Origin of the sequence: Brevibacillus invocatus, from assembly GCF_003710915.1 — a bacterium.
GTDB classification, from domain to species: Bacteria; Bacillota; Bacilli; order Brevibacillales; family Brevibacillaceae; genus Brevibacillus; species Brevibacillus invocatus.
This window is the reverse complement of the sequence record NZ_RHHR01000003.1, coordinates 158,751-180,783: the sequence shown is the minus strand read 5'-3', so window position 1 is coordinate 180,783 and position 22,033 is coordinate 158,751. Positions and strand designations below refer to the sequence as shown.

General features: G+C 49.2%; 23 protein-coding genes and 1 pseudogene. 21 read left to right on the top strand and 3 right to left on the bottom strand.

The genetic code is table 11. The features are described 5' to 3' along the window. Positions 1–15: 15 nt before the first annotated feature. The 7 genes from cymR (at position 16) to EDM52_RS01745 (ending at position 5,216) form a co-directional block, all read left to right on the top strand. Complete coding sequence (gene cymR, locus EDM52_RS01770) at positions 16–435, top strand: cysteine metabolism transcriptional regulator CymR (protein WP_122907300.1); 420 nt, start codon at positions 16–18, stop codon at positions 433–435. A 25-nt stretch (positions 436–460) separates the two neighbouring features. Further along, positions 461–1,606, top strand: coding sequence for a cysteine desulfurase family protein (locus tag EDM52_RS01765; RefSeq protein ID WP_122907299.1), 1,146 nt, complete (start codon positions 461–463; stop codon positions 1,604–1,606). A gap of 72 nt (positions 1,607–1,678) precedes the next feature. Next, entirely contained in the window at positions 1,679–1,819 is a 141-nt protein-coding gene (locus EDM52_RS24430; protein ID WP_183184763.1) for a hypothetical protein, read from the top strand. 109 nt (positions 1,820–1,928) lie between these two features. Further along, positions 1,929–4,190, top strand: a complete 2,262-nt coding sequence (gene recD2 / locus EDM52_RS01760; RefSeq protein WP_122907298.1) for an SF1B family DNA helicase RecD2 — start codon at positions 1,929–1,931, stop codon at positions 4,188–4,190. Positions 4,191–4,261: 71 nt separating this feature from the next. Further along, a complete protein-coding gene (locus EDM52_RS01755; RefSeq protein ID WP_122907297.1) occupies positions 4,262–4,741 on the top strand; it encodes a PRC-barrel domain-containing protein in 480 nt (159 codons plus the stop codon). 37 nt (positions 4,742–4,778) lie between these two features. Further along, a complete protein-coding gene (locus EDM52_RS01750) occupies positions 4,779–4,985 on the top strand; it encodes a hypothetical protein (protein ID WP_122907296.1) in 207 nt (68 codons plus the stop codon). 33 nt (positions 4,986–5,018) lie between these two features. Continuing rightward, a complete protein-coding gene (locus tag EDM52_RS01745; RefSeq protein WP_245996429.1) occupies positions 5,019–5,216 on the top strand; it encodes a hypothetical protein in 198 nt (65 codons plus the stop codon). Between the two features lie 75 nt (positions 5,217–5,291). On the opposite strand, the gene EDM52_RS01740 is transcribed toward EDM52_RS01745, so the two are convergent. Further along, positions 5,292–5,978: a TerC family protein gene (locus tag EDM52_RS01740; protein WP_122907294.1), complete on the bottom strand. Its 687-nt coding sequence runs from the start codon at positions 5,976–5,978 to the stop codon at positions 5,292–5,294. Positions 5,979–6,414: 436 nt separating this feature from the next. Between EDM52_RS01740 and EDM52_RS01735 the strand changes: the two genes are divergently transcribed. From EDM52_RS01735 to EDM52_RS01690, 10 genes are all read left to right on the top strand, one after another. Continuing rightward, entirely contained in the window at positions 6,415–7,479 is a 1,065-nt protein-coding gene (locus EDM52_RS01735; RefSeq protein ID WP_122907293.1) for an AI-2E family transporter, read from the top strand. A gap of 316 nt (positions 7,480–7,795) precedes the next feature. Continuing rightward, a complete protein-coding gene (gene alaS, locus EDM52_RS01730; RefSeq protein WP_122907292.1) occupies positions 7,796–10,444 on the top strand; it encodes an alanine--tRNA ligase in 2,649 nt (882 codons plus the stop codon). Positions 10,445–10,564: 120 nt separating this feature from the next. Further along, complete coding sequence (locus EDM52_RS01725) at positions 10,565–10,825, top strand: IreB family regulatory phosphoprotein (protein WP_122907359.1); 261 nt, start codon at positions 10,565–10,567, stop codon at positions 10,823–10,825. 10 nt (positions 10,826–10,835) lie between these two features. Further along, positions 10,836–11,252 (top strand): Holliday junction resolvase RuvX, encoded by a 417-nt coding sequence (ruvX, locus tag EDM52_RS01720; RefSeq protein WP_122907291.1) that lies wholly within the window; start codon positions 10,836–10,838, stop codon positions 11,250–11,252. Positions 11,253–11,257: 5 nt separating this feature from the next. Beyond that, on the top strand, positions 11,258–11,548 hold the full coding sequence (locus EDM52_RS01715; protein WP_122907290.1) for a DUF1292 domain-containing protein: 291 nt from the start codon (positions 11,258–11,260) through the stop codon (positions 11,546–11,548). A 145-nt stretch (positions 11,549–11,693) separates the two neighbouring features. Then, positions 11,694–12,320 carry a TVP38/TMEM64 family protein gene (locus tag EDM52_RS01710; RefSeq protein WP_122907289.1) on the top strand — a complete coding sequence of 209 codons (627 nt, stop codon included), beginning with the start codon at positions 11,694–11,696 and terminating at the stop codon, positions 12,318–12,320. A gap of 138 nt (positions 12,321–12,458) precedes the next feature. Further along, positions 12,459–13,559 (top strand): endolytic transglycosylase MltG, encoded by a 1,101-nt coding sequence (mltG, locus tag EDM52_RS01705; protein ID WP_122907288.1) that lies wholly within the window; start codon positions 12,459–12,461, stop codon positions 13,557–13,559. Positions 13,560–13,569: 10 nt separating this feature from the next. Then, a complete protein-coding gene (locus EDM52_RS01700; protein WP_122907287.1) occupies positions 13,570–14,205 on the top strand; it encodes an O-methyltransferase in 636 nt (211 codons plus the stop codon). Positions 14,206–14,272: 67 nt separating this feature from the next. Beyond that, the gene (gene udk / locus EDM52_RS01695) at positions 14,273–14,914 is read left to right on the top strand and encodes a uridine kinase (RefSeq protein ID WP_122907286.1); all 642 of its coding nucleotides are present in this window, start codon (positions 14,273–14,275) and stop codon (positions 14,912–14,914) included. Between the two features lie 116 nt (positions 14,915–15,030). Further along, the gene (locus tag EDM52_RS01690; protein WP_122907285.1) at positions 15,031–16,860 is read left to right on the top strand and encodes a peptidoglycan D,D-transpeptidase FtsI family protein; all 1,830 of its coding nucleotides are present in this window, start codon (positions 15,031–15,033) and stop codon (positions 16,858–16,860) included. Here the strand turns inward: EDM52_RS01690 and EDM52_RS01685 are convergent. After that, positions 16,772–17,263, bottom strand: coding sequence for a Mov34/MPN/PAD-1 family protein (locus EDM52_RS01685; RefSeq protein WP_122907284.1), 492 nt, complete (start codon positions 17,261–17,263; stop codon positions 16,772–16,774). The genes EDM52_RS01690 and EDM52_RS01685 overlap by 89 nt on opposite strands. Before the next feature lie 167 nt (positions 17,264–17,430). Between EDM52_RS01685 and EDM52_RS01680 the strand changes: the two genes are divergently transcribed. The 3 genes from EDM52_RS01680 (at position 17,431) to EDM52_RS01670 (ending at position 20,374) form a co-directional block, all read left to right on the top strand. Continuing rightward, the gene (locus EDM52_RS01680) at positions 17,431–18,495 is read left to right on the top strand and encodes an HD-GYP domain-containing protein (protein ID WP_122907283.1); all 1,065 of its coding nucleotides are present in this window, start codon (positions 17,431–17,433) and stop codon (positions 18,493–18,495) included. Positions 18,496–18,700: 205 nt separating this feature from the next. Further along, positions 18,701–19,270, top strand: coding sequence for a GNAT family N-acetyltransferase (locus EDM52_RS01675; RefSeq protein ID WP_122907282.1), 570 nt, complete (start codon positions 18,701–18,703; stop codon positions 19,268–19,270). A gap of 177 nt (positions 19,271–19,447) precedes the next feature. Then, on the top strand, positions 19,448–20,374 hold the full coding sequence (locus EDM52_RS01670; protein WP_338068273.1) for a DMT family transporter: 927 nt from the start codon (positions 19,448–19,450) through the stop codon (positions 20,372–20,374). 30 nt (positions 20,375–20,404) lie between these two features. Here the strand turns inward: EDM52_RS01670 and EDM52_RS01665 are convergent, their stop codons facing one another. Next, positions 20,405–21,226 (bottom strand): MBL fold metallo-hydrolase, encoded by an 822-nt coding sequence (locus tag EDM52_RS01665; RefSeq protein WP_122907281.1) that lies wholly within the window; start codon positions 21,224–21,226, stop codon positions 20,405–20,407. 219 nt (positions 21,227–21,445) lie between these two features. Between EDM52_RS01665 and EDM52_RS01660 the strand changes: the two are divergent. Further along, positions 21,446–21,643, top strand: a pseudogene (locus EDM52_RS01660) (RNA polymerase subunit sigma-70); the annotation flags it as partial. Positions 21,644–22,033 lie beyond the last annotated feature (390 nt).

Here is a 22,033-nt window from a genome sequence, read left to right as displayed (position 1 = left end):
AGGAGAGTTGGGACAGTGAAGATTTCAACGAAAGGCCGCTATGGCCTGACGATTATGATGGAATTGGCCAACCGTTGTGGAGAAGGGCCGACTTCCTTGAGAAGCATCGCACAAAGACATGATTTATCCGAGCATTATCTGGAGCAGTTAATCGCACCACTTCGCAACGCAGGATTGGTGAAAAGTATCCGCGGTGCATACGGGGGCTATGTCCTGGCCAAGCAACCGGAGGAAATATCGGCTGGCGATGTAATCCGGGTATTGGAAGGACCGATCAGCCCTGTGGAATTTGCTGAGGAAGAAGATGCGGCAAAACGCTACCTTTGGCTGCGTATTCGCGACAGCATTTCCTCTGTGCTGGATTCGACTTCCCTGCAGGATCTGATTACCTTCCAGGATGATGGTCGTACGGACAACTACATGTTTTACATCTAAACCATAAATCAGAAGGTGAAAGTTCGTGTCTGAAATGATCTATTTTGACCATGCCGCTACTACGCCCGTGCATCCTCGTGTCGTAGAAGTGATGACTCCGTATCTCACGCAGGTGTTTGGCAATCCTTCCAGTGTACACGGCTTTGGTCGCAAGGCGCGTCAGGCACTGGAGCAAGCAAGGGACGCGATCGCTCGCTATTTGGATGCTGATCCGCAGTCGCTTATTTTTACAAGTGGCGGGACAGAGGCAGACAATATGGCGGTTATCGGAGGAGCACTCGCTCATCAGGAGAAAGGGCGACACGTCATTACGACTCAGATCGAGCATCATGCCGTGCTGCATGCCTGTGAGTATCTGCAGAACCTCGGCTTTGAGATCACCTATCTGCCGGTGGACGACACAGGTTCCGTACGGATGAGTGATCTGATAAACGCTGTTCGTGATGATACCGTGCTCGTTTCGATCATGTATGGAAATAACGAAGTAGGAACGATTCAGCCCATCGAGGAGATCGGGCGTTTTTTACAGGAACGCAGCATTGTGTTTCATACGGATGCCGTCCAGGCATTCGGTGTTCTGCCGCTCAGCATGAGAGAGCTTCCGGTTGACATGCTGTCTGTATCCGCGCACAAGATCAACGGTCCCAAGGGAGTAGGAGCCTTGTATTTGCGAAAAAACACGGCGTTCTCTCCGCTGCTGCACGGAGGCTCCCAGGAAAGAAAGCGTCGGGCAGGGACTGAAAACCTGGCGGGTATCGTCGGATTTGCGGAAGCAGTCCGGATCGCTTCAGAGGAGCGTGTAGAGCGTGTCGCCAAGTACAAAGAGATCAAGGAAACCATGCTCACGATCTGGCGGGAAGCCGGTATTCGTTATCAGGTGAACGGCCATCCGGAGCATGTCATGCCTCACATCCTGAATGTCAGCTTCTTAGGCATACAGACGGAGACCATGCTCATGAACATGGACCTTGCATCCATCGCGGCGTCGAGTGGTTCTGCCTGCACCTCTGGTTCCCTGGAATTGTCGCATGTTCTCAAAGCGATGAATCTGGGAGATGAACGTGCTCATTCGGCGATCCGCTTCAGCTTTGGAATCACCAATTCGGTAGAAGAAGCTGCAAGAGCGGCGGGTAAAGTAGCACAGATTGTCAAACGTCTGCAAAAGGAATAGGAAAGCAAAAGACCAGCTCGGGCAGGCTATGCCAGAGGCTGGAACTCCAGTACGATCTCGGAATTGGCTGAGATGACTGCGCGCAATACGCAGGAAGTGGCAGCTGCCTCCGAAGAGCAAACAGCCTCCACCGAAGAGATGGCCGCAGCGGCAGAAACATTGGCTCAGATGGCCAAGCGGTTGTCAGAACAGATAAAACGATTTACAATTTAGATAGAAGCTATGAGTAAATCCACTTTGTCGCAGAAGTGGATTTTTTTCTTCTTCCCATGGATAATCGGTCTTAGGGAATTGGATGGAGCAGGTATGAGGAGGCGTTACGATGGAGGAGCAGCAAACAATCTCCTTGTTTTCTGAATCATATATTCGTGGGTATGTCAATCAAGAAATTTTTTACAATGAAGAAACATGGTACGGAATTATTCGTCTTAAGATAGAGGAGACTACGGAGAACATCAAGGAGTCGGACGTCGTCATTGTGGGGAACTTTCCCCGGCCACATCCAGATGAGCTCTATACGTTTTACGGGGAATGGAAGACGCATCCCAGGTTTGGCCAACAGTATGTAGCCAAACGCTATGAGCGTGAATCACCCAAAACGTTGGCTGGGGTAGAGCGCTATCTGGCGAGCGGGCTTTTTCAGGGAATAGGAAAGAAAATGGCGAAACGCATTGTAGAGGAGCTGGGAGTCGATGCACTGAGCATCATCGCGGAATTTCCAGAGCGGTTGGCGCAGGTCCAAGGCATCTCGGAGGCACGGGCCAAGACCATTTACGATTCCGTCATCGAACATCGCTCTCTGGAAAGCGCTATGGTCTTTTTGTATGATTTCGGGATCGGTGTCAACATGGCGCTCCGCATCTACCAGACATACAAGCTGGAAACGATGAAGGTGTTGACTGAGGAACCCTATCTTTTGATCGAAGATATTCAAGGCATCGGCTTTAAACGGGCAGACGATATCGCTCGCGCTACTGGAATTGCCGCTTCATCCGAGGATCGGGCCAAAGCAGCCGCTTTGTTTGTTTTGCAAGAGTCCTCCTATTCGGAAGGTCATGTGTATGTGCCGGTAGATGAGCTTTGTGAAAAAACAAAGCGTTTGCTTGACGAGTGCGGTGGACATGCTTTTTCCATCGATGATGTCAGATTTGCCGTCGAGTCTTTGTTTGTCGCAAGCAAGGTAGCGTGGGAAGAAGAGCGCGTGTATCTGCCTTCGCTCTTTTTTGCCGAGATTGGTCTGGCGAAAAGGCTGCGGCATTTTGCTCAGCGGGATGAATTCGGGTCCTTCCCGTCCTCGGAATTTTATCGTGCATTGGGAAAAGTGGAAGACGAGCTGGCTATCACGTATGCCGATACACAGCGCGATGCGATTGAACAGGCCATCAAATCGGGATTGATGCTCTTGACAGGTGGACCCGGTACTGGAAAAACCACCGTAATCAGAGGGATTTGCCGTGTTTTTTCCCAACTGCATGGTGTCTCTCTCGATCTGAAAAAGTATGGGGAGGATAATCCTTTTCCGATACTGCTGGTAGCTCCTACCGGAAGAGCAGCCAAGCGAATGACAGAAACAACCGGACTGCCTGCGATGACGATCCATCGGCTGTTGGGCTATAAAGGGGAGAGCTTTGAGCACGATGCAGAGCACCCGATTCAGGGACGGTTGTTGATTGTAGACGAGATGTCGATGGTGGATATTTGGCTCGCCAATCAGTTGTTTCGCGCTGTCCCTGACGAGATGCAGATTATCATGGTTGGTGATCCGGATCAGTTGCCTTCTGTGGGGCCTGGAAACGTACTTCAGGACATGCTTGCTTCCGGTCTGCTGCCGAGAGTACAGCTAACGGACATTTACAGACAAGCGCAGGAGTCTACCATCATTCAACTGGCGCATGAGGTTCGCAAAGGGCAGGTTCCGGCAAATTTGCTCCAGACAACTCCCGATCGGAGATTTTTCACAAGTTCGCCACAAGATGTGCCTGAAGCGGTGAAACAAATTTGCGCAGGAGCCGTAAAAAAAGGGTATACGGCCAAAGATGTTCAAGTATTGGCCCCTATGTATAAAGGTACTGCCGGTGTGAACCGGTTGAATGAAGAGCTGCAGGAATTGTTTAATCCAAAAACAGCTCAAAAGCGGGAAGTAACGTTCGCCGAAATGGTTTTTCGCACCGGAGACAAGGTTCTGCAATTGGTCAACAATGCTGAGGAGCATGTGTTCAACGGTGATATGGGTGAAATTGTTGCTATCTTTTTCCCAAACGAAAATGCAGAGAATGAAGAGATGCTGGTCGTCAATTTTGATGGTCGGGAAGTAGTGTACAAGCGTTCTTCGTATCATCAGCTGACGCTTGCCTACTGCTGTTCCGTGCACAAATCGCAGGGTAGTGAATTTCCGATAGTGATTATGCCGTTTGTAAGAAGTTATTACCGGATGCTGCGCAGAAAGCTGGTCTATACCGGCATCACTCGCAGCAAGTCATTTCTCATCATGTGTGGTGAACCGGACGCATTCAAGGCAGCCGTGCAGACAGACGAGGAAGGAATCCGTTACAGTTATTTGGAAGAACGTTTGAAAAGTGACTAGCTGGAACCAATTGCGCCGAATGAGGCTCTGCCTTTCGCCGATACTAAGTAGGCGGAAGGAGGATGTCCCACATGCGCAAGGCAATGGATGTAGTCGGTTTGCCCGTCATGTGTCTACAGACAGGAGAGACGCTCGGCACCGTCCGTGACATTCTTTGCGACCCCACTTGGCATGTACGAGGAGTCTTGCTGAGCGAACAAGGCTGGTTCCATCCTGGTACCTACATTCCTTCCGAACGGATTCACGCGGTAGGTGAATCATGCCTAACCGTTTCGGGAAAAGACGCAATCACTCCCTTGCTTGATCTCGCCGGTATCGAACCTGTCGGCATCGTGACGGGAAAGACAAAATTAAAAGGAAAAGCGGTCATTACCGCTTCCGGAGAACTCCTGGGCAGAGTGGAAGATGTTTACTTCTCTGCGAAATGGGAGAAACTTGTAGGGTACGAACTATCCAATGGCTGGATTGCGGATGTCACAGAGGGGCGCAAGCGCTTTTCCGCACCACCTACTGTCATTGTCGGGGAAGAAAACCTGATCGTGCCGGACTAGAGTTCGTATCCAGGCGTGAAAAGGGAGGATTTGTAGGATGCGTGTCATTTGCCCGAATTGTAGTTCGAAAGACGTCGGAAAAATTGGAACCAACCAGTACTATTGCTGGAACTGCTTCATTGAGATGAGCGTCAGCAACGAGCAGATTGCCTCTGTCTATCAGGTGGAGGAGGATGGTTCGCTGCACTCGCTGAACGATCTGTTTATCGAGGAGCAAACCGTGGCGGCTCAAATCAATATGTAGCTTCTAGGTACAATACCGAAAATCCAAATGGAGGTGGCAGGATTGTTCACTCGAAGCCTGATGCGGATTATCGCCACCAGCGGAATAGTGGCTTTCATTGGCTATTTGATGGCCCCTCGTCGCAAGAAAAAAGGTTTTTCGTTGAATTTCAAACGCATGCCTTTTTCCATGAAGGATGTCTCCCGAATGGTGAAGGCTAGTCGCAAGCTTATGCGAGCAGTGACAAGGTAAACAGTATGGTAGTGCCCCGCATGGCAAAGCACATAGAAACGCCCGAGCATCGATTAGACGCTCGGGCGATTTTTTTTAGGACTGTTCGGCCATCCGTTTTTGCTTTTGGCTTTTCATGCGGCCAATCAGCAGGACACCGACGACTACAGCTACGATGAACAACCATTTGACCCACGGATAGGCAGTGAAGAACGGTGTGAGGAACTTTTCACTCGTCACCATACTTGCTGCTGTATACGCCAATACTCCGGCTCCGATGAAGATGACGATCGGATAGCGCTCCATGAATTTCAGAATGAGTGTACTACCCCATACCATGATCGGTACACTGATAATCAAGCCGATAACGACCAGCAGGAAATCTCCGTGTGCTGCACCTGCTACCGCGATGACGTTATCCAGACCCATGACAGTATCTGCTACGATGATCGTCCAGATCGCTGAGCCTAATGAGCTACTGGCCTTCATGGTTTCATGTCCTTCTTCCTGAATCAGGAGTTTCATCGAAATCCAGATGAGGATCAGACCCCCGATCAATAAGAGACCAGGAATTGTCAACAACCAGACGACGGCCAAGGTGGCTAGGGCGCGTATGACGATTGCTCCGACGGTCCCCCAGACAATCGCTTTTTTCTGCTGATGAGCAGGCAGATTGCGAGCTGCCATCCCGATCACGATCGCATTGTCTCCGGCAAGCACTAGGTCAATAACGATGATAGCTAACAGTGCGGACCAAAACTCAGGTGTTAACAATAGTTCCATTCTCTTTTTCCTCCTCGTCCTTGATTGGTGAAGTATCCGTGGCCGTTTTCTCCGAACTTCCCCTTTAGTTTGTGTTAAAGAAGGAAAAAGAAAACGACCTTTCCCTGGATAGGCAAAGGTCGTGTATAAACAGAAAAAGACCTTTACCTAACAGGCAAAGGTCTTGCTTACAACATTACGAAAATGTTGCCAACATAGCCGGGGATTTCTCCCGTAATGACGACTATGCTGCAGAAAAGCTACTCCCCTTTGGAGATATCCTCTTGTAGTTCAAATTTTACTTCGCTATTTGGCAACATGTCAATAGCCATTTTTGCAAGTTGCTATGCGTAAGGTTGAAAATTGTGCAGCTGCCCCTTGTAAGAAATACATGTTTTTCGGGGCATTGAGACACGCTAAGTGAATAGACGTGACAGAAGGGAAGGGGAGTGGCAGCGTGGATGAACTTAGGCGCAGTCGCTGGTTCGCGGCTGCGGTCTGGCTGATCGCTCTATTGATCATTGGGAATTTGCTCTGGCTGCTTCGGCCTGTAGTCTCGCAGATTTTGCAGTTGTTGTCCGAGGTATTTGTGCCTGTATTGGTCGGACTTATCATTGCCTATATTTTGCACCCGATTGTGCAATTGCTTGAGCGCAGGCGGGTACCGCGCCTGATGGCCGTCCTGCTTATCTATGCTTCGTTTATATTGGTTATTACCATCGCTATTATCAATGCCATCCCTGTTTTTACCACACAATGGACCGAGCTGTCGGATGATTTGCCTCGATTAAAAGAGTGGTACACCAAATGGATGAGCGAATGGGAAGCACACAAGTATTTTTTGCCGGAGAGTATATCACATGGAGTAGACCGGGTGATCATTCAGTCGCATGAGCGCATGTCCCACTCGGTCACAGAGATTGTCAATAATGCTCGCAACACACTCGGGAAGCTGCTAGCCTATGCGGTGGTCCCGTTTGTCGCCTTTTATTTGCTCAAGGACATGAAGGAGCTACACCAGGCAGGGATGCTGGTTATTCCTCCGACTTACCGCAAGCAGGTCATGACGGTTCTGAGGGATATCAATGAATCGCTAGGCAACTATATTCACGGACAAATGATGGTGGCGCTCATCGTCGGGATCTGCGCCTATCTCGGTTATTGGCTGATCGGGATGCCGTATCCTTTTGTTCTGGCCGCATTCGTCTGTCTGACCAACGTGATTCCGTACATCGGTCCTTTGATCGGAGCAGCTCCCGCTGTCGTCATTGCCTTGACGATTTCGACGAAGATGCTTCTCTTGGTCGTGGTGATCAACCTGATCATCCAGGTGCTGGAGGGGAATATATTATCGCCCAATATTGTGGGACGTTCTCTGCATTTGCACCCGCTCCTGATCATCATGGCACTATTGGCCGGCGAGGCAATCGGAGGGATCATTGGTCTGATCGTAGCAGTGCCCCTGCTCGCAGTATGCAAGGTCGTCATCAGCCGGATTGCTTTAATGATGCATGAAAGTTGACAGTGATCGCAAAAAAAATTTATAATACGAAAAGCAAACCTTTGAAACGATCAATGAGGGAACGAGTATGTCGCAGACCTTTTACAGAGAGGGCGCTCCACGGTTGAGAGGGCGGCCAGAAGAAGGGCGACGGAAGGCTACTCCCGAGACCGGGAAAAAACCGGCGGCTTGGCACCGTTAGACGCCCAAAAGCGACAGATGAATGGCATGTGATCCTTGATACAGCCGTCTGTAAGCAGGGTGGTACCGCGAGAAAAACAGTTCTCGTCCCTGAGGGGATGAGGGCTTTTTTTATTTTTTTAGGAGGAGATTTTGCATGAAGAAATTAACAGGAAATCAGATTCGCAGCATGTTTCTTGATTTTTTTGTGGAAAAGGGACACCGTATTGAGCCGAGCGCTTCACTGGTACCGGTAGACGACCCATCTTTGCTGTGGATCAACAGTGGCGTGGCTACGCTCAAAAAGTACTTTGACGGGCGCATCATCCCTGACAACCCGCGCATTACCAACTCTCAAAAATCCATTCGCACTAACGATATTGAAAACGTCGGGCGTACGGCTCGCCACCATACGTTTTTTGAGATGCTGGGCAACTTCTCGATTGGTGAGTACTTTAAGGAAGAAGCCATTGAATGGGCATGGGAGTTTTTGACCAGCCCGAAATGGATCGGCTTTGATCCGGCCCTGCTGTCCGTGACCATTCATCCCGAAGATGAAGAAGCATTTGAACTGTGGAACAAAAAAATTGGCGTTCCAGAAGAGCGAATCATTCGTCTGGAAGGGAACTTCTGGGATATCGGAGAGGGCCCAAGCGGACCGAACACCGAGATTTTCTACGATCGTGGCGAAAGCTTTGGCAACGATCCGAATGATCCCGAGCTATATCCGGGCGGTGAGAACGAGCGTTACCTGGAAGTGTGGAATCTGGTGTTCTCCCAGTTCAACCACAATCCTGACGGCACCTACACGCCACTGCCGAAGAAAAACATCGATACCGGGATGGGTCTGGAGCGCATGGCGTCCATCATCCAAGAGGTGGAAAACAACTTCGAAACAGACCTGCTCTTTCCGCTGATCGAAAAAACCAGCGAGATTTCCGGCGTGAAGTACAAGACCAGCGCGGAGATGGACGTGGCGCTGAAAGTGATTGCTGACCACGCACGAACGGTCGTTTTTGCGATTGGCGATGGCGCTCTTCCTTCCAATGAAGGTCGTGGCTACGTCATTCGTCGCTTGCTTCGCCGCGCTGTACGCATGGGCAAAAAGCTGGGTGTGGAGAAGCCGTTCCTGTACACACTGACGGAAACCGTAGGCACCATGATGGGCGAATTCTATCCAGAAGTCGTGGAAAAACGCTCCTTTATTGAGAAAGTCATTCGTGCTGAGGAAGAGCGTTTCCATGAAACCTTGAACGACGGTCTCAACATTCTGTCTGAGATGGTCAAGGCTGCGAAGGCGAATGGCCAGACACAAATCGGCGGTAAAGATGTATTTAAAATGTACGATACGTACGGATTCCCTGTAGATCTCACGGAGGATTTTGCCGAAGAGCAAGGCCTGACGATCGATCGCGACGGCTTCGAGCAGGCGATGGAAGAACAGCGTGAGCGTGCCCGTGCAGCTCGCCAAGATGTGGACAGCATGCAGACTCAGGGTGGTCCACTCTCAGAATTGACGGTTACGAGCCAATTTGTTGGTTATACTGAATTGGTAGCGACAGGAAAAGTAGAAGCGATCATTTTCAACAACCAGCTGGTCGACGAAGCAGAAGAAGGACAGACTGTACAAGTAGTTCTGGATCGCACCCCGTTCTACGCAGAAAGCGGTGGACAGATCAACGACGAAGGACTGTTGATCTCTGATTCAGTAAAAGCGCGTGTGTTGGATGTGCAAAAAGGACCAATGGGTCAAAACGTTCACTCCGTCCTGGTAGAAGCAGGAACACTGCGCAAAGGAGACGAGGTACATGCGGAAGTAAACCGCGATGCACGTCTCGCCATTACCAAAAACCATACAGCTACTCACTTGCTGCACCAGGCATTGAAGGATGTGCTGGGCACGCATGTCAACCAGGCAGGATCTCTGGTAGCACCGGAACGACTTCGCTTTGACTTTACCCATATCAGCTCGATCTCGGCTGAGGAGCTGGAGCGCATCGAAGCGATTGTCAATGAGAAGGTGTGGGAGAATCTTCTCGTCGATATTTCCAACAAGTCGCTGACGGAAGCAAAAGCGATGGGAGCCATGGCTTTGTTTGGCGAAAAGTACGGAGATATCGTCCGCGTCGTCAAGGTAGGAGACTACAGCCTGGAGCTTTGCGGGGGCTGCCATGTAAGCAACACAGCAGAAATCGGATTGTTCAAGATTGTGAGCGAAAGCGGAATTGGTGCGGGAACACGCCGGATCGAAGCAGTGACGGGACGTGGAGCTTATCAGTTCCTGAACCAGCAATTCTCCATCCTGAAAGATGTGGCTCAAGCTTTGAAAGCCCCACTTCTGGCAGAAGCTCCAGCACGGGTAGAAGGACTGCAACAGCAATTGAAAGAAGTACAGCGTGAGAACGAATCTCTGCGTGCGAAGCTCGGCAACATCGAAGCAGCTTCACTGACAGATCAGCTGGTACAAGTGGATGGCATCCAAGTGCTTGCAGCTCGCGTCTCTGCATCAGATATGGACAATCTGCGTGGTATGGTGGACGAGCTGAAAAACAAGCTAGGTTCTGCTGTCATCGTTCTGGGAGCCGTGGATGCGGATAAAGTGAATCTGGTAGCAGGTGTGACCAAGGATCTGATGGATCGTGGCATCCACGCTGGCAAAATCATCAAGGAAGTAGCAACACGCTGCGGTGGAGGCGGTGGTGGACGTCCTGATATGGCTCAAGCTGGTGGGAAGGATCCTGCCAAGCTGCAAGAAGCGTTAGACCTTGTTCAAGAACTCGTAAAAAGTCAAGCAGTGGCGAAATAGCACAGTCTGACCAGAAATTTGCGTTTACGACAAGGAGTAGTGAGTGGGAGAGTCGAATACATTTTGTAGAAAGACTCTCCCTGCAATTAAGAAGTCTCAGAGGAAATCGAGGTGTTGATTGTGAGTTCGTTGGATAATACCATGAAGTTCACGGTGCCAAAGGAAGCGAATGCGGCGGATGTTTCCGAGACGTTGACAGAAGTGTACAAGGCCCTGCAGGAAAAAGGCTACAACCCGATTACTCAGATCGTGGGTTACTTGCTTTCTGGAGATCCTGCGTTTATCCCACGGCACAACAACGCACGCAGCCTGATCGGCAAGCTGGAAAGAGACAAAATCATAGAAGAGTTGGTGACCGTTTACTTGTCAGAGCGCAAGTAAACCTGACGACATGACGCGACTATTGGGATTGGACGTTGGCGACAAGACGATTGGTGTTGCCGTTAGCGATGAACTGGGTTGGACGGCGCAAGGACTGGAAACAATCAAGCGGCAATCCAAGGAAAAGGATCTTGCGCGCTTGCAGGAATGGATTGCCAAGTATCAAGTCGGGGCAATCGTGGTCGGTCTTCCGAAAAACATGAATGGAACGATCGGCCCTCGTGCTGAAATGTGCCAATCGTTCGCTCAGTTTTTGCAGGAACGCACCTCTCTTCCTGTCCACATGTGGGATGAACGCTTGACGACAATGGCGGCCGAGCGAATGCTGATCTCTGCGGATGTCAGCCGGCAAAAACGAAAGAATGTAATAGACAAAATGGCGGCCACATTAATCCTGCAAGGATACATGGACGCGAAATCGAGGTGACCACGATGAGTGAAGAAATGACTGAGGAGTTCGAAGTGGGCGATGTGATTGCCCTGACCGAAGAAGGAAAAGAGGAACCACGGGATTTCCGCATCATGTATATTTTTGATATTGAAGATCGCAGCTATCTGGTGCTGGTGCCAGTCGATCAAGAAGAGGAAGAGGAGTACGAGGTACACTTCCTGCGCTACGATGGTACGGACATGCTGATCCCGATCGAGGATGATGAAGAGTGGGAGCAAGTAGAGGCAACCTTCGAAACGCTGATTGTAGATTTGGAAAAAGATGGTATTTAATATTTGGAAAGAGGGCCTGCGGGTCCTCTTTTTTTGGGCAAAAGATTGTGCACTCTTCTTTGTTTGACAATATTCATAAAACGGCAATAAATACGATTCACCTGGATATGCTAAGATAGCTGTATTACATAGTTGGAGAGTAAACATGATAAAAAAAATAGTCCTGGCCGTTTTTTACCTGGGAATTGGTTTGTTGATCTACGCGTATGGAGAGGCAATCCTGAAATGGTTCCAAGAAGCCGACAATATCTCCCTGGTTGCTTTCATGGCGACCATCATGGCGTTGTTTCCTGTCATCCCGTATCCGTTGGTTGGGGGAGTCATCGGAGCCGCATATGGTCCTGTATGGGGGGGACTAGTGACTTGGATCGGCTCTACAGCGGCATCGATCCTGATGTTTTTGTTTGTGCGTTACGGGTATCAGGAATGGGGAACTCGTATTTTGAATCGATACGAGCGCATAGGCAAGCTCACGGGTATGTTTGAGCGGAACGCTTTTTTGACAATCGCTTTTGCCCGCTGCATTCCCATCGTCCCGTCGATTGTGGTCAATGTTTACTGCGCATTGAGCAGAGTTTCCTTTCTTACATATGCGATCGCATCCGCACTGGGGAAGATCCCGGCTATGCTGTTGTTCGCGGTGGTCGGGGACAATCTGATGACGGAGCCGCGTAATATATTGCTTACAGTCGGTATCTACAGTGTCTTTCTGGGAACAATGCTGTTCATTCATCGAAAATGGAAGCAAAGAGTGGCGAGAGGGAGAATATAGGCAAATAAGACCCGTAAAACGCTAGAGTGCAGCTCTCGCTTTACGGTTTTTTCGTCAAAATCCTACACGGTGACAGCGCAGGGTGCCTCCTGTATAATAAAAAAGATTGAGACAAGAGACTCTAGGGGGATTCCTACCTTGAAACAATTGTTAGAGAATCGTGATTTCAAGGCCGAAAGCCCGAAGGAACAGCGCCGCAGGAGAGGCGGCAGACTGTTTCGCTGGCTTGTGCTGCTTTTTTTACTTGTAGTGCTTGCTGTAGGTGGAACGGCTTTCTACGTATATCAGCAATTACAGCCAGTAGAAGCACAACAGGTGCCGAAAAACGTCATCATTCCATCCGGATCATCCGTGCTGCAAATAGGCCGACTGCTGGAAGAGCAGGGCTTGGTGCGTGACGCTGATCTGTTTTCCTACTACGTGAGATACAAAGGTGTGGCACCCAAGCTCAAGGCGGGAGAATATGAATTCATGCCTGGTCAGACGCATGATCAACTGATTGCAGCGATGGTAGAAGGCAAAACGGTCGTTCGAGCTGAACGTTTTACCATTCCTGAGGGATGGAATGTAGAGCAGATTGCCGAGCATTTGGCAGCAGAGGGGCTCGTAGATAAAGCCAAGTTTCTGGATGTAGTGAACAACGGCAGCTTTCCCGAGTTTCCATTCGTAGGCGAAATTCCGAAGAACGAAGCGCGCAAGCATCGCTTGGAAGGCTATCTGTTTCCAGAGACGTACGAGATCAAGCAAGGCGCTTCTGAACAAGAGATCGTCCAGAAAATGCTGGCCCAATTCCAAAAAGAGTGGAAGCCGGAATGGACGGAAAAGGTAAAGGCAAATAATCTGACGGTTGATCAGGCGATTAACCTGGCTTCTATCGTGGAGCGCGAAGTGACAGTGGACAAAGAGCGTCCTACTGTAGCTGGTGTATACTACAACCGCATGCGCGACAAGTGGCCGCTGCAGGCAGATGCCACCGTTCAATTCATTCTGGGCAAGCAGCGGGACCGATTGACCTTCGAGGACTTGAAAATAGACAACCCGTACAATACGTACACCAATCCTGGTTTGCCACCTGGGCCCATCGCAAGTCCAGGACGAGCTTCGCTTGAAGCTGTCGCCAACCCGGAGAAGCACGACTTTTTCTTCTATGTGACCAAAAAAGACGGCACAGCAGAGCACTACTTTTCCAAAACCTTAAAAGAACATAACGCGAATGACGCGAAAAGTAGGAAAAATTAGGAGTGATACGATGATAACCAATCCGGCTGTTGACGAGTATCTCTCCAGCTTGGTTCCAGAACGATTTCCCTTGCTCCAACGGTTGGAGCGTGAAGCGGAAGCAGAGGGGATTCCTATTGTACAGCTTCCTTCAGCACAGGTGATTCGGATGCTCCTTCAATTGCATCGTCCTGTCTCGATTTTGGAGGTAGGCACTGCGATCGGGTACTCTACTATCTGGCTGGCAGAAGCAGCACCAGAGGCCAGAATCGTCACGATGGACATCGATGAGGAGAGACTGACCAGAGCGCGTGCCAACATCCAGGAAGCGGGCTGCGCTGAACGGGTGAAAATCTTGTCCCGGGATGCGACATTGGGCTTGCCTGAGGACTACCAGTTCGATTGCCTGTTTATCGATGCGGCTAAGGGACAGTACCAGAAGTTTCTGGAGCTGTACCTGCCGATGCTTCGCACAGGAGGTCTTGTTATCAGTGACAACGTCTTGTTTCGCGGACTGGTGGCTTCGCCCGATGAAGCTGGCAAGCGTCAGCGACCATTGGTGGACAAGCTGATCAAATTCAATCATCAGTTGGCGACAAGCCCTGATCTGGAGACGACATTTATACCAGTCGGAGATGGACTCTCCGTAAGTGTAAAAAGGCGCTGATGAACACAACGCAGACGAACAGACAGGCATAAACGCCTTGGATACATGAAGGAAGGGGACATGAGGGATGAAAAACCCCGTGCTTATTGGGGTAGCAGGAGGTAGTGGATCAGGAAAATCCACAGTGGCGGGGGAGTTGTTCCGTCAGTTTCAATATGACAGTGTCGCGATGATCGAGCAGGATTCGTACTATAAAGACCAAAGCCACCTCAGTACCGAGGATCGGGTAAAGACCAATTACGATCATCCTTTGGCATTTGATAATGATTTGCTCATGGTTCACTTGCAGGAGCTGTTGCAAGGAAGAGCAATCAACAAGCCCATTTATGATTTCAAGGTTCATAACCGCAAGACGGAGACCATCAGGGTGGAACCCAAGGATGTCATCATACTGGAAGGTATGCTGATCCTCGAGGATGAGCGCATTCGTGATCTGATGGATATCAAAGTGTTTGTAGATACGGATGCGGATGTGCGGATTGTCCGCCGCATCGTGCGAGACATAGAAGAACGCGGCCGCTCGCTTGATTCTGTAGTGAACCAGTATTTGAGCGTCGTTCGTCCCATGCATCTGCAATTTATCGAGCCGACCAAACGATATGCGGATGTGATCATCCCTGAGGGTGGCTACAATCGTGTAGCGCTTGATCTCTTGTCTACGAAAATCAGCAATATCCTGTTGGACAAGCGCCAGCTCGCCAATTCATAAACGGAAGATCTGCCAAACACGCCACTTATCGGCGTGTTTTTTCACTTGTTCCCCGTTTTCGCTCTGTCTATTCAGGCAATACTTGGAGAAGAGGAGCCAGAGGAGGGGAAACAGGAATGCAGCTTGAGCAACGAATCAAAAGGCGACATTTTCTGGTATTGATCATGATGACCTTCATCTGGATCGGCTTATTGGCGCGCTTGTGGTGGATTCAGCTGGGGGCTCCGCATAATTATTCCCGCAGGGGGATTGACCTGGTCAAAGGTGCCGTGAAGCAAAGGCAGCAAAGTATCGTCCTGCATAGCGGACGTGGTGATATTCTGGATCGCAACGGATACGCCTTTACAGGTGCCCCGCACCTTGCCCTGATTCTGTTTCCACTTGCCAGGAACAGCTTGACAGGGACAGATGACCTGCAGCAGCTCGCTGATCTGGTAGGCCAGTCAAGCGAGTACCTGGGAGCTACGATGGAAAAAGCAAAGGCTCCTGTTTTGTTGCGTAACCAGCGCGGAAAGCTGATAGTGTTGACGGAAGAGCAGACGGTTCAGATCAATAAACTGGCGATACCGGGTGTAGTGGCATTGAAGGTGACGGAGCGCTATCGACAAGAGGAAGTGGCTAAACACTTGATAGGCTACATTCATCAAAACCCAACTCTGCTTCAATCGCTTTACGCAGAGGAGTTGGCAAGTGGAAAGATGAGCAAGGAAAGTACGGTTGGTGCGTCGGGTCTGGAGCGAAGCTTTGATCGTTTTTTGCAAGGGGTGGAGCCCTCGGTGCTCTCCTATTATGTAGATGGACAGGGTCGACCTCTTCGGGGGTTGGACATTCGATACACCAAGCATGAAAACGAATATTATCCCTTATCGTTGACGACGACGCTGGACGTAAGTATTCAGCGCAGGATGGAGTCGGTAGCGGACCAGGTAGGGTTGAAGGAAGGCTCCATTGTTGTGTTGGACGCAAAAAGTGGCGATGTCCTCGCGATGGTCAGCCGACCTGCGTATGATCAGACGAAAGTGAACGTACAGTCCAGAGATTGGCAAAATCGTGCTGTCAAGCAAATTCCACCGGGCTCCGTATTCAAAACCGTTGTTGCAGCTGCTGCTTTGGCAGAAGGTGTAATCCTTCCTACAGATCGCTTTACCTGCACGGGGGATTATGGAAAATATCATTTTTCTTGCTGGAAAAAGGAAGGGCATGGCAGCGTTACTTTGGAAGAGGCGTATGCGCAATCCTGCAATATTGCATTTGCCGAGATCGCCAAGCTGGTAGGCGGAGAAAAAATAGAGGAATATGCCCAGCGTTTGGGCTTGTCTATGCAGGTCGGACACACGACCTCACATCTGTTCAAGCTGGACGGATTTAAACAGATCGATGGTGAAGAGCGGGGAAGTGTATTTGCCAAGGACGTATCCCGCCGTGATGAGGGAGTCTTGATTCAGACAGCCATCGGACAGCGGGATGTTCGCGTCACGCCCTTGCAAGCAGCAAATCTGATGGTGACGATTCTGCGAGGCGGGCAGCCGGGTCAGGTTCGTCTTGTGAGCAAGATCGCTTATCAGAATGGCCAATCCTTTTTTCAGTTTCCACAGCAAGCCATCTCGATGCCAGGCATCGACTATGTGACGGCAAACAAACTGCGTAAAATGATGCGAAAAGTGGTCACAGATGGTACAGGTAAACTGCTGAATGAAGCAAATTGGGAGGTCGCTGGAAAAAGCGGTACGGCCCAGACTGGTGGAGCGGGTTCGTCAGCCAATCACTATTGGTTCGTCGGTTATGCGCCATTCGACGAACCGCTCTATGCGATTTCTGTAGTCGCTGAGAATAAAGCTAGCTGGGGACAAAATCAGGCTATGGAGATGTTTCGCCGTTCTGTCGATGAGCTTGCCGATCATACAGCTCGATCTTCCCGACTTCACGTAGGGAATTCCCCAGAATAAAGCCTCTGGCTTGCAGCTGCTTTTGTCTACCCAAACCGACGATGAGCATCAGAGGAGAAGTGGATGTATACTCAGATTGGTTGGCTTTGTACCAGATCGTCCGCTTGTCGCCTTTGCTGGGTGACAACCTTCTGATCGTGTGGCTATGCCAGTCACCGATATATTGCCAGCGACGGTTTCGCGACAGCTTGCGCACCAGTTTGCGCAAGTGTTCATCATCAAAAAAGATCGAGGTTGGCCGATGGATGGCCTTTGGTCCGGGGTCGCTTGCATAGGTCACGACCCACTTTTCATCCCCTAAAGCGTATCCCATCATCACCCCTCCGGTTTCCAGCGAGGGGTCTTTGCGTACAGCGGTTTCTATTTGCTTCCATGCTTTCGGGGTAATGTACAGTGTAGTCATTGGAAACTTGGTCCCTCCTAACTCTCGGCAGGATTCGCCATTTATCATATGTCTGGATGGAACAAAAGGTCCCGAATGTGCGAAAAGTTACGAATTGTCGAGAAATGTATTGTAACCACTACCCTTTCTTTCTATAATTTAGTAAAAAGGCCTGAGAGGTTGATCCTATGTCTTTTGCACCTGTTAACAGCTCGTTGGTCGGACGTGTCCTGTCCTCAGACCTACATACCAAGAACGGAATCCTGCTTCTGCCTCAGGAGACGGTCATAACAGCCACACATGTTCAAATATTGCAAAATCAACGGATTTTTGAAGTAGAAGTGATGGATATACTCTCGGAAGGAACAGGAGAACAGATCTCATCCCAGCTTGCAGAATTGGGTTCGGATGCCGATTCCGTAGCCGTGTACGTAAATGCATTGGACAAGACCAGAGAAATGTTTGAACAAATCTCCGATCGCGGGACACCGTGCCTGGATGAGTTTTCTACGATTTTTTGCGATGTCGCTGGACAAGCGATGAAACAAAAGGGACTGTTTCGCTCCCTTTACTTGCTAGAAGGAGCAGATAGCTATACATACCGCCATTCCTTGAACGTTGGCATTCTCTGTTCATTGATCGCCTCCTTGTTGAAGTGGGATCCAGAACGAGTATCCTTCATGGGGACTGCAGGTTTCCTGCATGATTTGGGGAAGATGAAGGTCCCAAAAGAAATTCTCCTGAAGCCCGGCAAGCTAAGTGATGAGGAATTTAAAATTATGCGCATGCACACGGTCTACGGATACGAGATGATCAAACAAATGGAAGGCGGCACAGAGGAACTGGCTCTATGTGCTCTCCTGCACCATGAACGCTTGGATGGCTCGGGTTATCCGGAACAACGAAAAGGGGACGAAATTCCGGTCGAGTGTCAAATTTTGGCCGTCGCAGATATGTTCGACGCGATTTGTTCGGATCGTGTGTACAAAGACAGAACATCTCCATTTGAGGCAGCTCAATTCCTATGGAAAGAAGCCTGTGATGGGTCGCTCAATATTGAGATCGTCGCGCAGTTTGTCCGCTACATTGCTCTACTCTACGTCGGAGCCAAAGCTCGCCTGTGTACAGGCGAAGAAGTGGAAGTCATCCTGATCAATCAGGACGAGCCGATGCGCCCTCTCGTTCGACGTAGTGGTGAATTCCTGGACCTTCGTCATGAAAGAAAGCTGACTATTGAAAAAATGATTGGATAACCAATCGAGGTAGATGGATGAAAATGAACCACTCTTGAAAAAGGGTGGTTTTTTCTATTTTCAGATTATGAGCGATTTTTTGACTGAAGTGAAAAAATGTGACACAATAAGAGCAATGACAAACCTCAAGAGAAGGTACCATAAGGGAAACGTGTTCAAACATAGGGTAGAGGACGCGTGACACCTAGGCAAGGAGGACACCAAGATGATTCGCAAAGCCTTGGCTACCGATGCTGTTGCAGTAGCACCTCTTATATTGGATGCAATCGGTATTGAAATTGCGCATGATCTGACAGGAGCCTCCAATAAGGAAGAGGCCATTCGTCTGATCGGCTATTTTTTTGCTCAGAAAGATAATCGACTCAGCTATGAAAATGCTGTCGTTGCGACAGATCAGAAACACGTAATCGGGATTGCCCTGTTTTATCACGGAAGTCAAACCGAGCGACTTGATCGCCCTTTTATAGAACGCTGGATGGAACGAAAAGGACAAGCTCCCACGATCGTAAAGGAAGCGCAGGACGATGAATTTTACCTCGACTCTGTAGCCGTGCACCCGGATTGTCGCGGCAAGGGAGTAGGGACTACCCTGCTCAAAGCGTTTGAGAAGGAAGCAGAAGCCAGAGGCTATGAACGCATCGCTTTATTGGTCGATGAAGACAATGGAAAAGCAAGGAAGCTATATGAGTCATTCGGATATCGTCCCGATGCTACGAAGCTGGTGTCAGGGCATCTGTATTACCATATGGTAAAGAACGTTCCTGTTCTCGTCTGAACATGAACAAACTAGAACCAGTCAATTTTGATTTCCTGAAACTGACTGGTTTTCCTTGTTTTATTCAAGTTTTGCATCACAATCTTGTTTTTTCATTCGAAACATTCAAACTTCGATGGTCAAGGAAGAAAAGGACTGTTAGAATACTTGCATGAAAGTGAAAAAAGGAAGAATAGTTTGAAAACAGAGAAGGAAGGGATTCATGTGTCTCGCTCGCTTTTTTTCGTATTAGCCCTGCTTAGTCTGATCTGGGGCGGGTCGTTCTACTTCGTAAAGATTTTGCTCCATGATTTCGGCCCTTGGACCATCTCCTTCCTTCGTTCAGCATGTGGTTTCCTTACGATTGTGATATTGATGGTCGTCATGAAAAAACCGTTCGGATTCAAGCAGATTGTTTGGATACCTATGGCGACAATGGCATTGGTCAACACAGCCATTCCTTGGGCATTGATTGCGTTTAGTGAAACGAAAGTGACAAGCACGATGGCGTCTGTGCTGAATGCGACCACTCCACTTTGGACCTTGACGATTGGCATTCTCTTTTTTAAAGCTGTTTCAGGGCGTATGCAATGGATGGGCATGCTCGTTGCATTTTGCGGAATCATCGTTCTGCTGGACGTAAATCCTGAAACATTTGTCTCCGTGGACATCATCGGCTTTTTGTGTATGATTCTGGCAACCTGTTGCTACGCAATCGGTGCACAGCTATCCAAGCGACTGCCTGGTTCCCTATCGTTGTATCAAATCACGTTCGGAACCCTGCTTAGCACCATGATCGGGAGTGGGAGCGTTACCTTTTCTGTAGAGTCCTTCTCGCTCTCCGCCTTTGCTTCTGGAAGTACGATAGGAGCATTGGTCGGAATAGGAGTATTCGGGTCGGGGTTTGCTTACATTTTATACTATTACCTAGTGAAGAACGGCGGGCCAGAGATCGCTTCGCTTGTGACGTATTTAATCCCGTTGAGCGCTTTTGTATGGGGGTATACCCTGCTAGATGAGGAGATTACTTGGAGCTTGTTTTTTGGAATGATTCTGATCGTCGGAGGCATCTTCCTGACCGGAAAAAAAGACAAAAAGTCCGTCAAACAGACGATGGCTGTATAGCACTTTGCATAGAGAGCGAAACCATGTACATTACACATAACGACCGTAATCTGGAACAGCAATTTGATCAAATTCGTCAACCAACCGCTTTAGTCCAGAAGTGAGCTCTTCGCCGGACATAGGGAAGCCGTGTCCAGTTACCGCTACAGATGGGTGCAAGTCTTTTAGTTTTTTTACGGATTCACGTGCCGCTTCCCAATCTGTTGTGAAGTATCGAGGGGGTCCACTCAGTTCCTGTATTTGTGCAAAAACCTTGAAAAGGGAATCCTGTCTGACCGTAATACATGCATCACCTGCAAGGAGGGTACGATCTTCATCACGAAAAAAGGATACATGTCCTGGAGCATGTCCAGGAGTATGAATCCAGCGCCACCCCGGAATACCTGGAATACTGCCGTCAGATGGCAACATTTTTAAATGCTCTCCAACTCGAATAGGCTCATTGGGGAAAATGGGTGACATTTTGGCTACCAGCCCGCCTTCAACAGTGGGATCGGGTTCGGCATACGGCGTTTGGCCTGTCAGGTAAGGGAACTCCAATTCGTGAGCAAAAACGGAAACATCCCAATGCTTGGCCAGTTCAATGACAGCTCCAACATGATCAAAATGTCCATGAGTAAGAAGAATGGCTGTTGGCCGACTATTTGTACCAAATCGCGCATTTGCTTCCGATAGGATCGTATCTGCAGATTTTGGCATGCCAGTATCTACGAGAAACCATTCCTGCGGCTTTGCAGGATCGCCAACAAAACAGACATTTACTACTTGAATACAGAGGCAGTATATATCCGAAATAATCGTTTGCCCAACTCCACTAGATAATGAAGTGACGGGAATGTATTCATGTTCCATCGGGCTACCTCCAGCCTGGCCAGAATTTAACACTACGACTTAATGTGTACAGAATGAAAGAAAGTATGAAGCAAAAAAGCCCTCAGTAACTGTAATTACAGTTTCCAGTAAGCAACAAATTCCTACTTCATCAAGCGTCTTTTCATGTGTACTTGCACAAATAGGCGACCGCCCACATAAGGATAGGAGAAAGCTATTCCAGACGTGGAGGTGGCAGCCATGTCCAGCATTTTAGCAGCACTGTCTCTGGTTTTCAAAGAGCTTTTGATGTTTGTGGCTTATGTCAAGAACAATGCGTTCCCCCAGCCGCTTCCTGACACGGAAGAAGAAAAATACCTCCGCCTCATGGCCAAGGGTGACCCGTACGCTCGAAACAAGCTGATCGAGCATAATTTGCGGCTGGTGGCGCACATCGTGAATACGTTGTGAACACGAACCGACGTCAGGAAGCAGCGCGATTTGTGTGCAGCGGGCGGTTTGTGCGGTGAGGGTGGACGAGCTATATGAAGAGATAAGCCAGCCGGTCCGAGGGGCTGGCTTATCTTCTTCTGGTTTCGGAGCCGTGTATGTTATACTGTTGATAACACGAAATTAAGCGCTCCAGTATGACAGAAGAAAGATTATGACAGGAGTGAAATGATATCGGAAAACAACGATCGATTCAAACTGATGTTGAAGCGAATCCGGAACTGAAATTCATGATTGAACAGAGCAGAATGGAATATAAATCCGGAAAGGCCTTGAGTACATCGGAAATACTGAAATACTGAAATATCTTGCAAATCTTAAATCGGAAGGTTGGTGTTT

Excerpts from the sequence above, each read along its gene's own strand:
- EDM52_RS01685 (WP_122907284.1), bottom strand. The coding sequence starts at position 17,263 with ATGACTACACTGTACATTACCCCGAAAGCATGGAAGCAAATAGAAACC.
- EDM52_RS01690 (WP_122907285.1), top strand. The coding sequence starts at position 15,031 with ATGCAGCTTGAGCAACGAATCAAAAGGCGACATTTTCTGGTATTGATC.
- EDM52_RS01700 (WP_122907287.1), top strand. The coding sequence starts at position 13,570 with ATGATAACCAATCCGGCTGTTGACGAGTATCTCTCCAGCTTGGTTCCA.
- EDM52_RS01750 (WP_122907296.1), top strand. The coding sequence starts at position 4,779 with ATGCGTGTCATTTGCCCGAATTGTAGTTCGAAAGACGTCGGAAAAATT.
- EDM52_RS24430 (WP_183184763.1), top strand. The coding sequence starts at position 1,679 with ATGACTGCGCGCAATACGCAGGAAGTGGCAGCTGCCTCCGAAGAGCAA.
- EDM52_RS01710 (WP_122907289.1), top strand. The coding sequence starts at position 11,694 with ATGATAAAAAAAATAGTCCTGGCCGTTTTTTACCTGGGAATTGGTTTG.
- ruvX (WP_122907291.1), top strand. The coding sequence starts at position 10,836 with ATGACGCGACTATTGGGATTGGACGTTGGCGACAAGACGATTGGTGTT.
- EDM52_RS01740 (WP_122907294.1), bottom strand. The coding sequence starts at position 5,978 with ATGGAACTATTGTTAACACCTGAGTTTTGGTCCGCACTGTTAGCTATC.
- EDM52_RS01715 (WP_122907290.1), top strand. The coding sequence starts at position 11,258 with ATGAGTGAAGAAATGACTGAGGAGTTCGAAGTGGGCGATGTGATTGCC.
- EDM52_RS01665 (WP_122907281.1), bottom strand. The coding sequence starts at position 21,226 with ATGGAACATGAATACATTCCCGTCACTTCATTATCTAGTGGAGTTGGG.
- EDM52_RS01680 (WP_122907283.1), top strand. The coding sequence starts at position 17,431 with ATGTCTTTTGCACCTGTTAACAGCTCGTTGGTCGGACGTGTCCTGTCC.
- EDM52_RS01675 (WP_122907282.1), top strand. The coding sequence starts at position 18,701 with ATGATTCGCAAAGCCTTGGCTACCGATGCTGTTGCAGTAGCACCTCTT.
- EDM52_RS01755 (WP_122907297.1), top strand. The coding sequence starts at position 4,262 with ATGCGCAAGGCAATGGATGTAGTCGGTTTGCCCGTCATGTGTCTACAG.
- recD2 (WP_122907298.1), top strand. The coding sequence starts at position 1,929 with ATGGAGGAGCAGCAAACAATCTCCTTGTTTTCTGAATCATATATTCGT.
- udk (WP_122907286.1), top strand. The coding sequence starts at position 14,273 with ATGAAAAACCCCGTGCTTATTGGGGTAGCAGGAGGTAGTGGATCAGGA.
- alaS (WP_122907292.1), top strand. The coding sequence starts at position 7,796 with ATGAAGAAATTAACAGGAAATCAGATTCGCAGCATGTTTCTTGATTTT.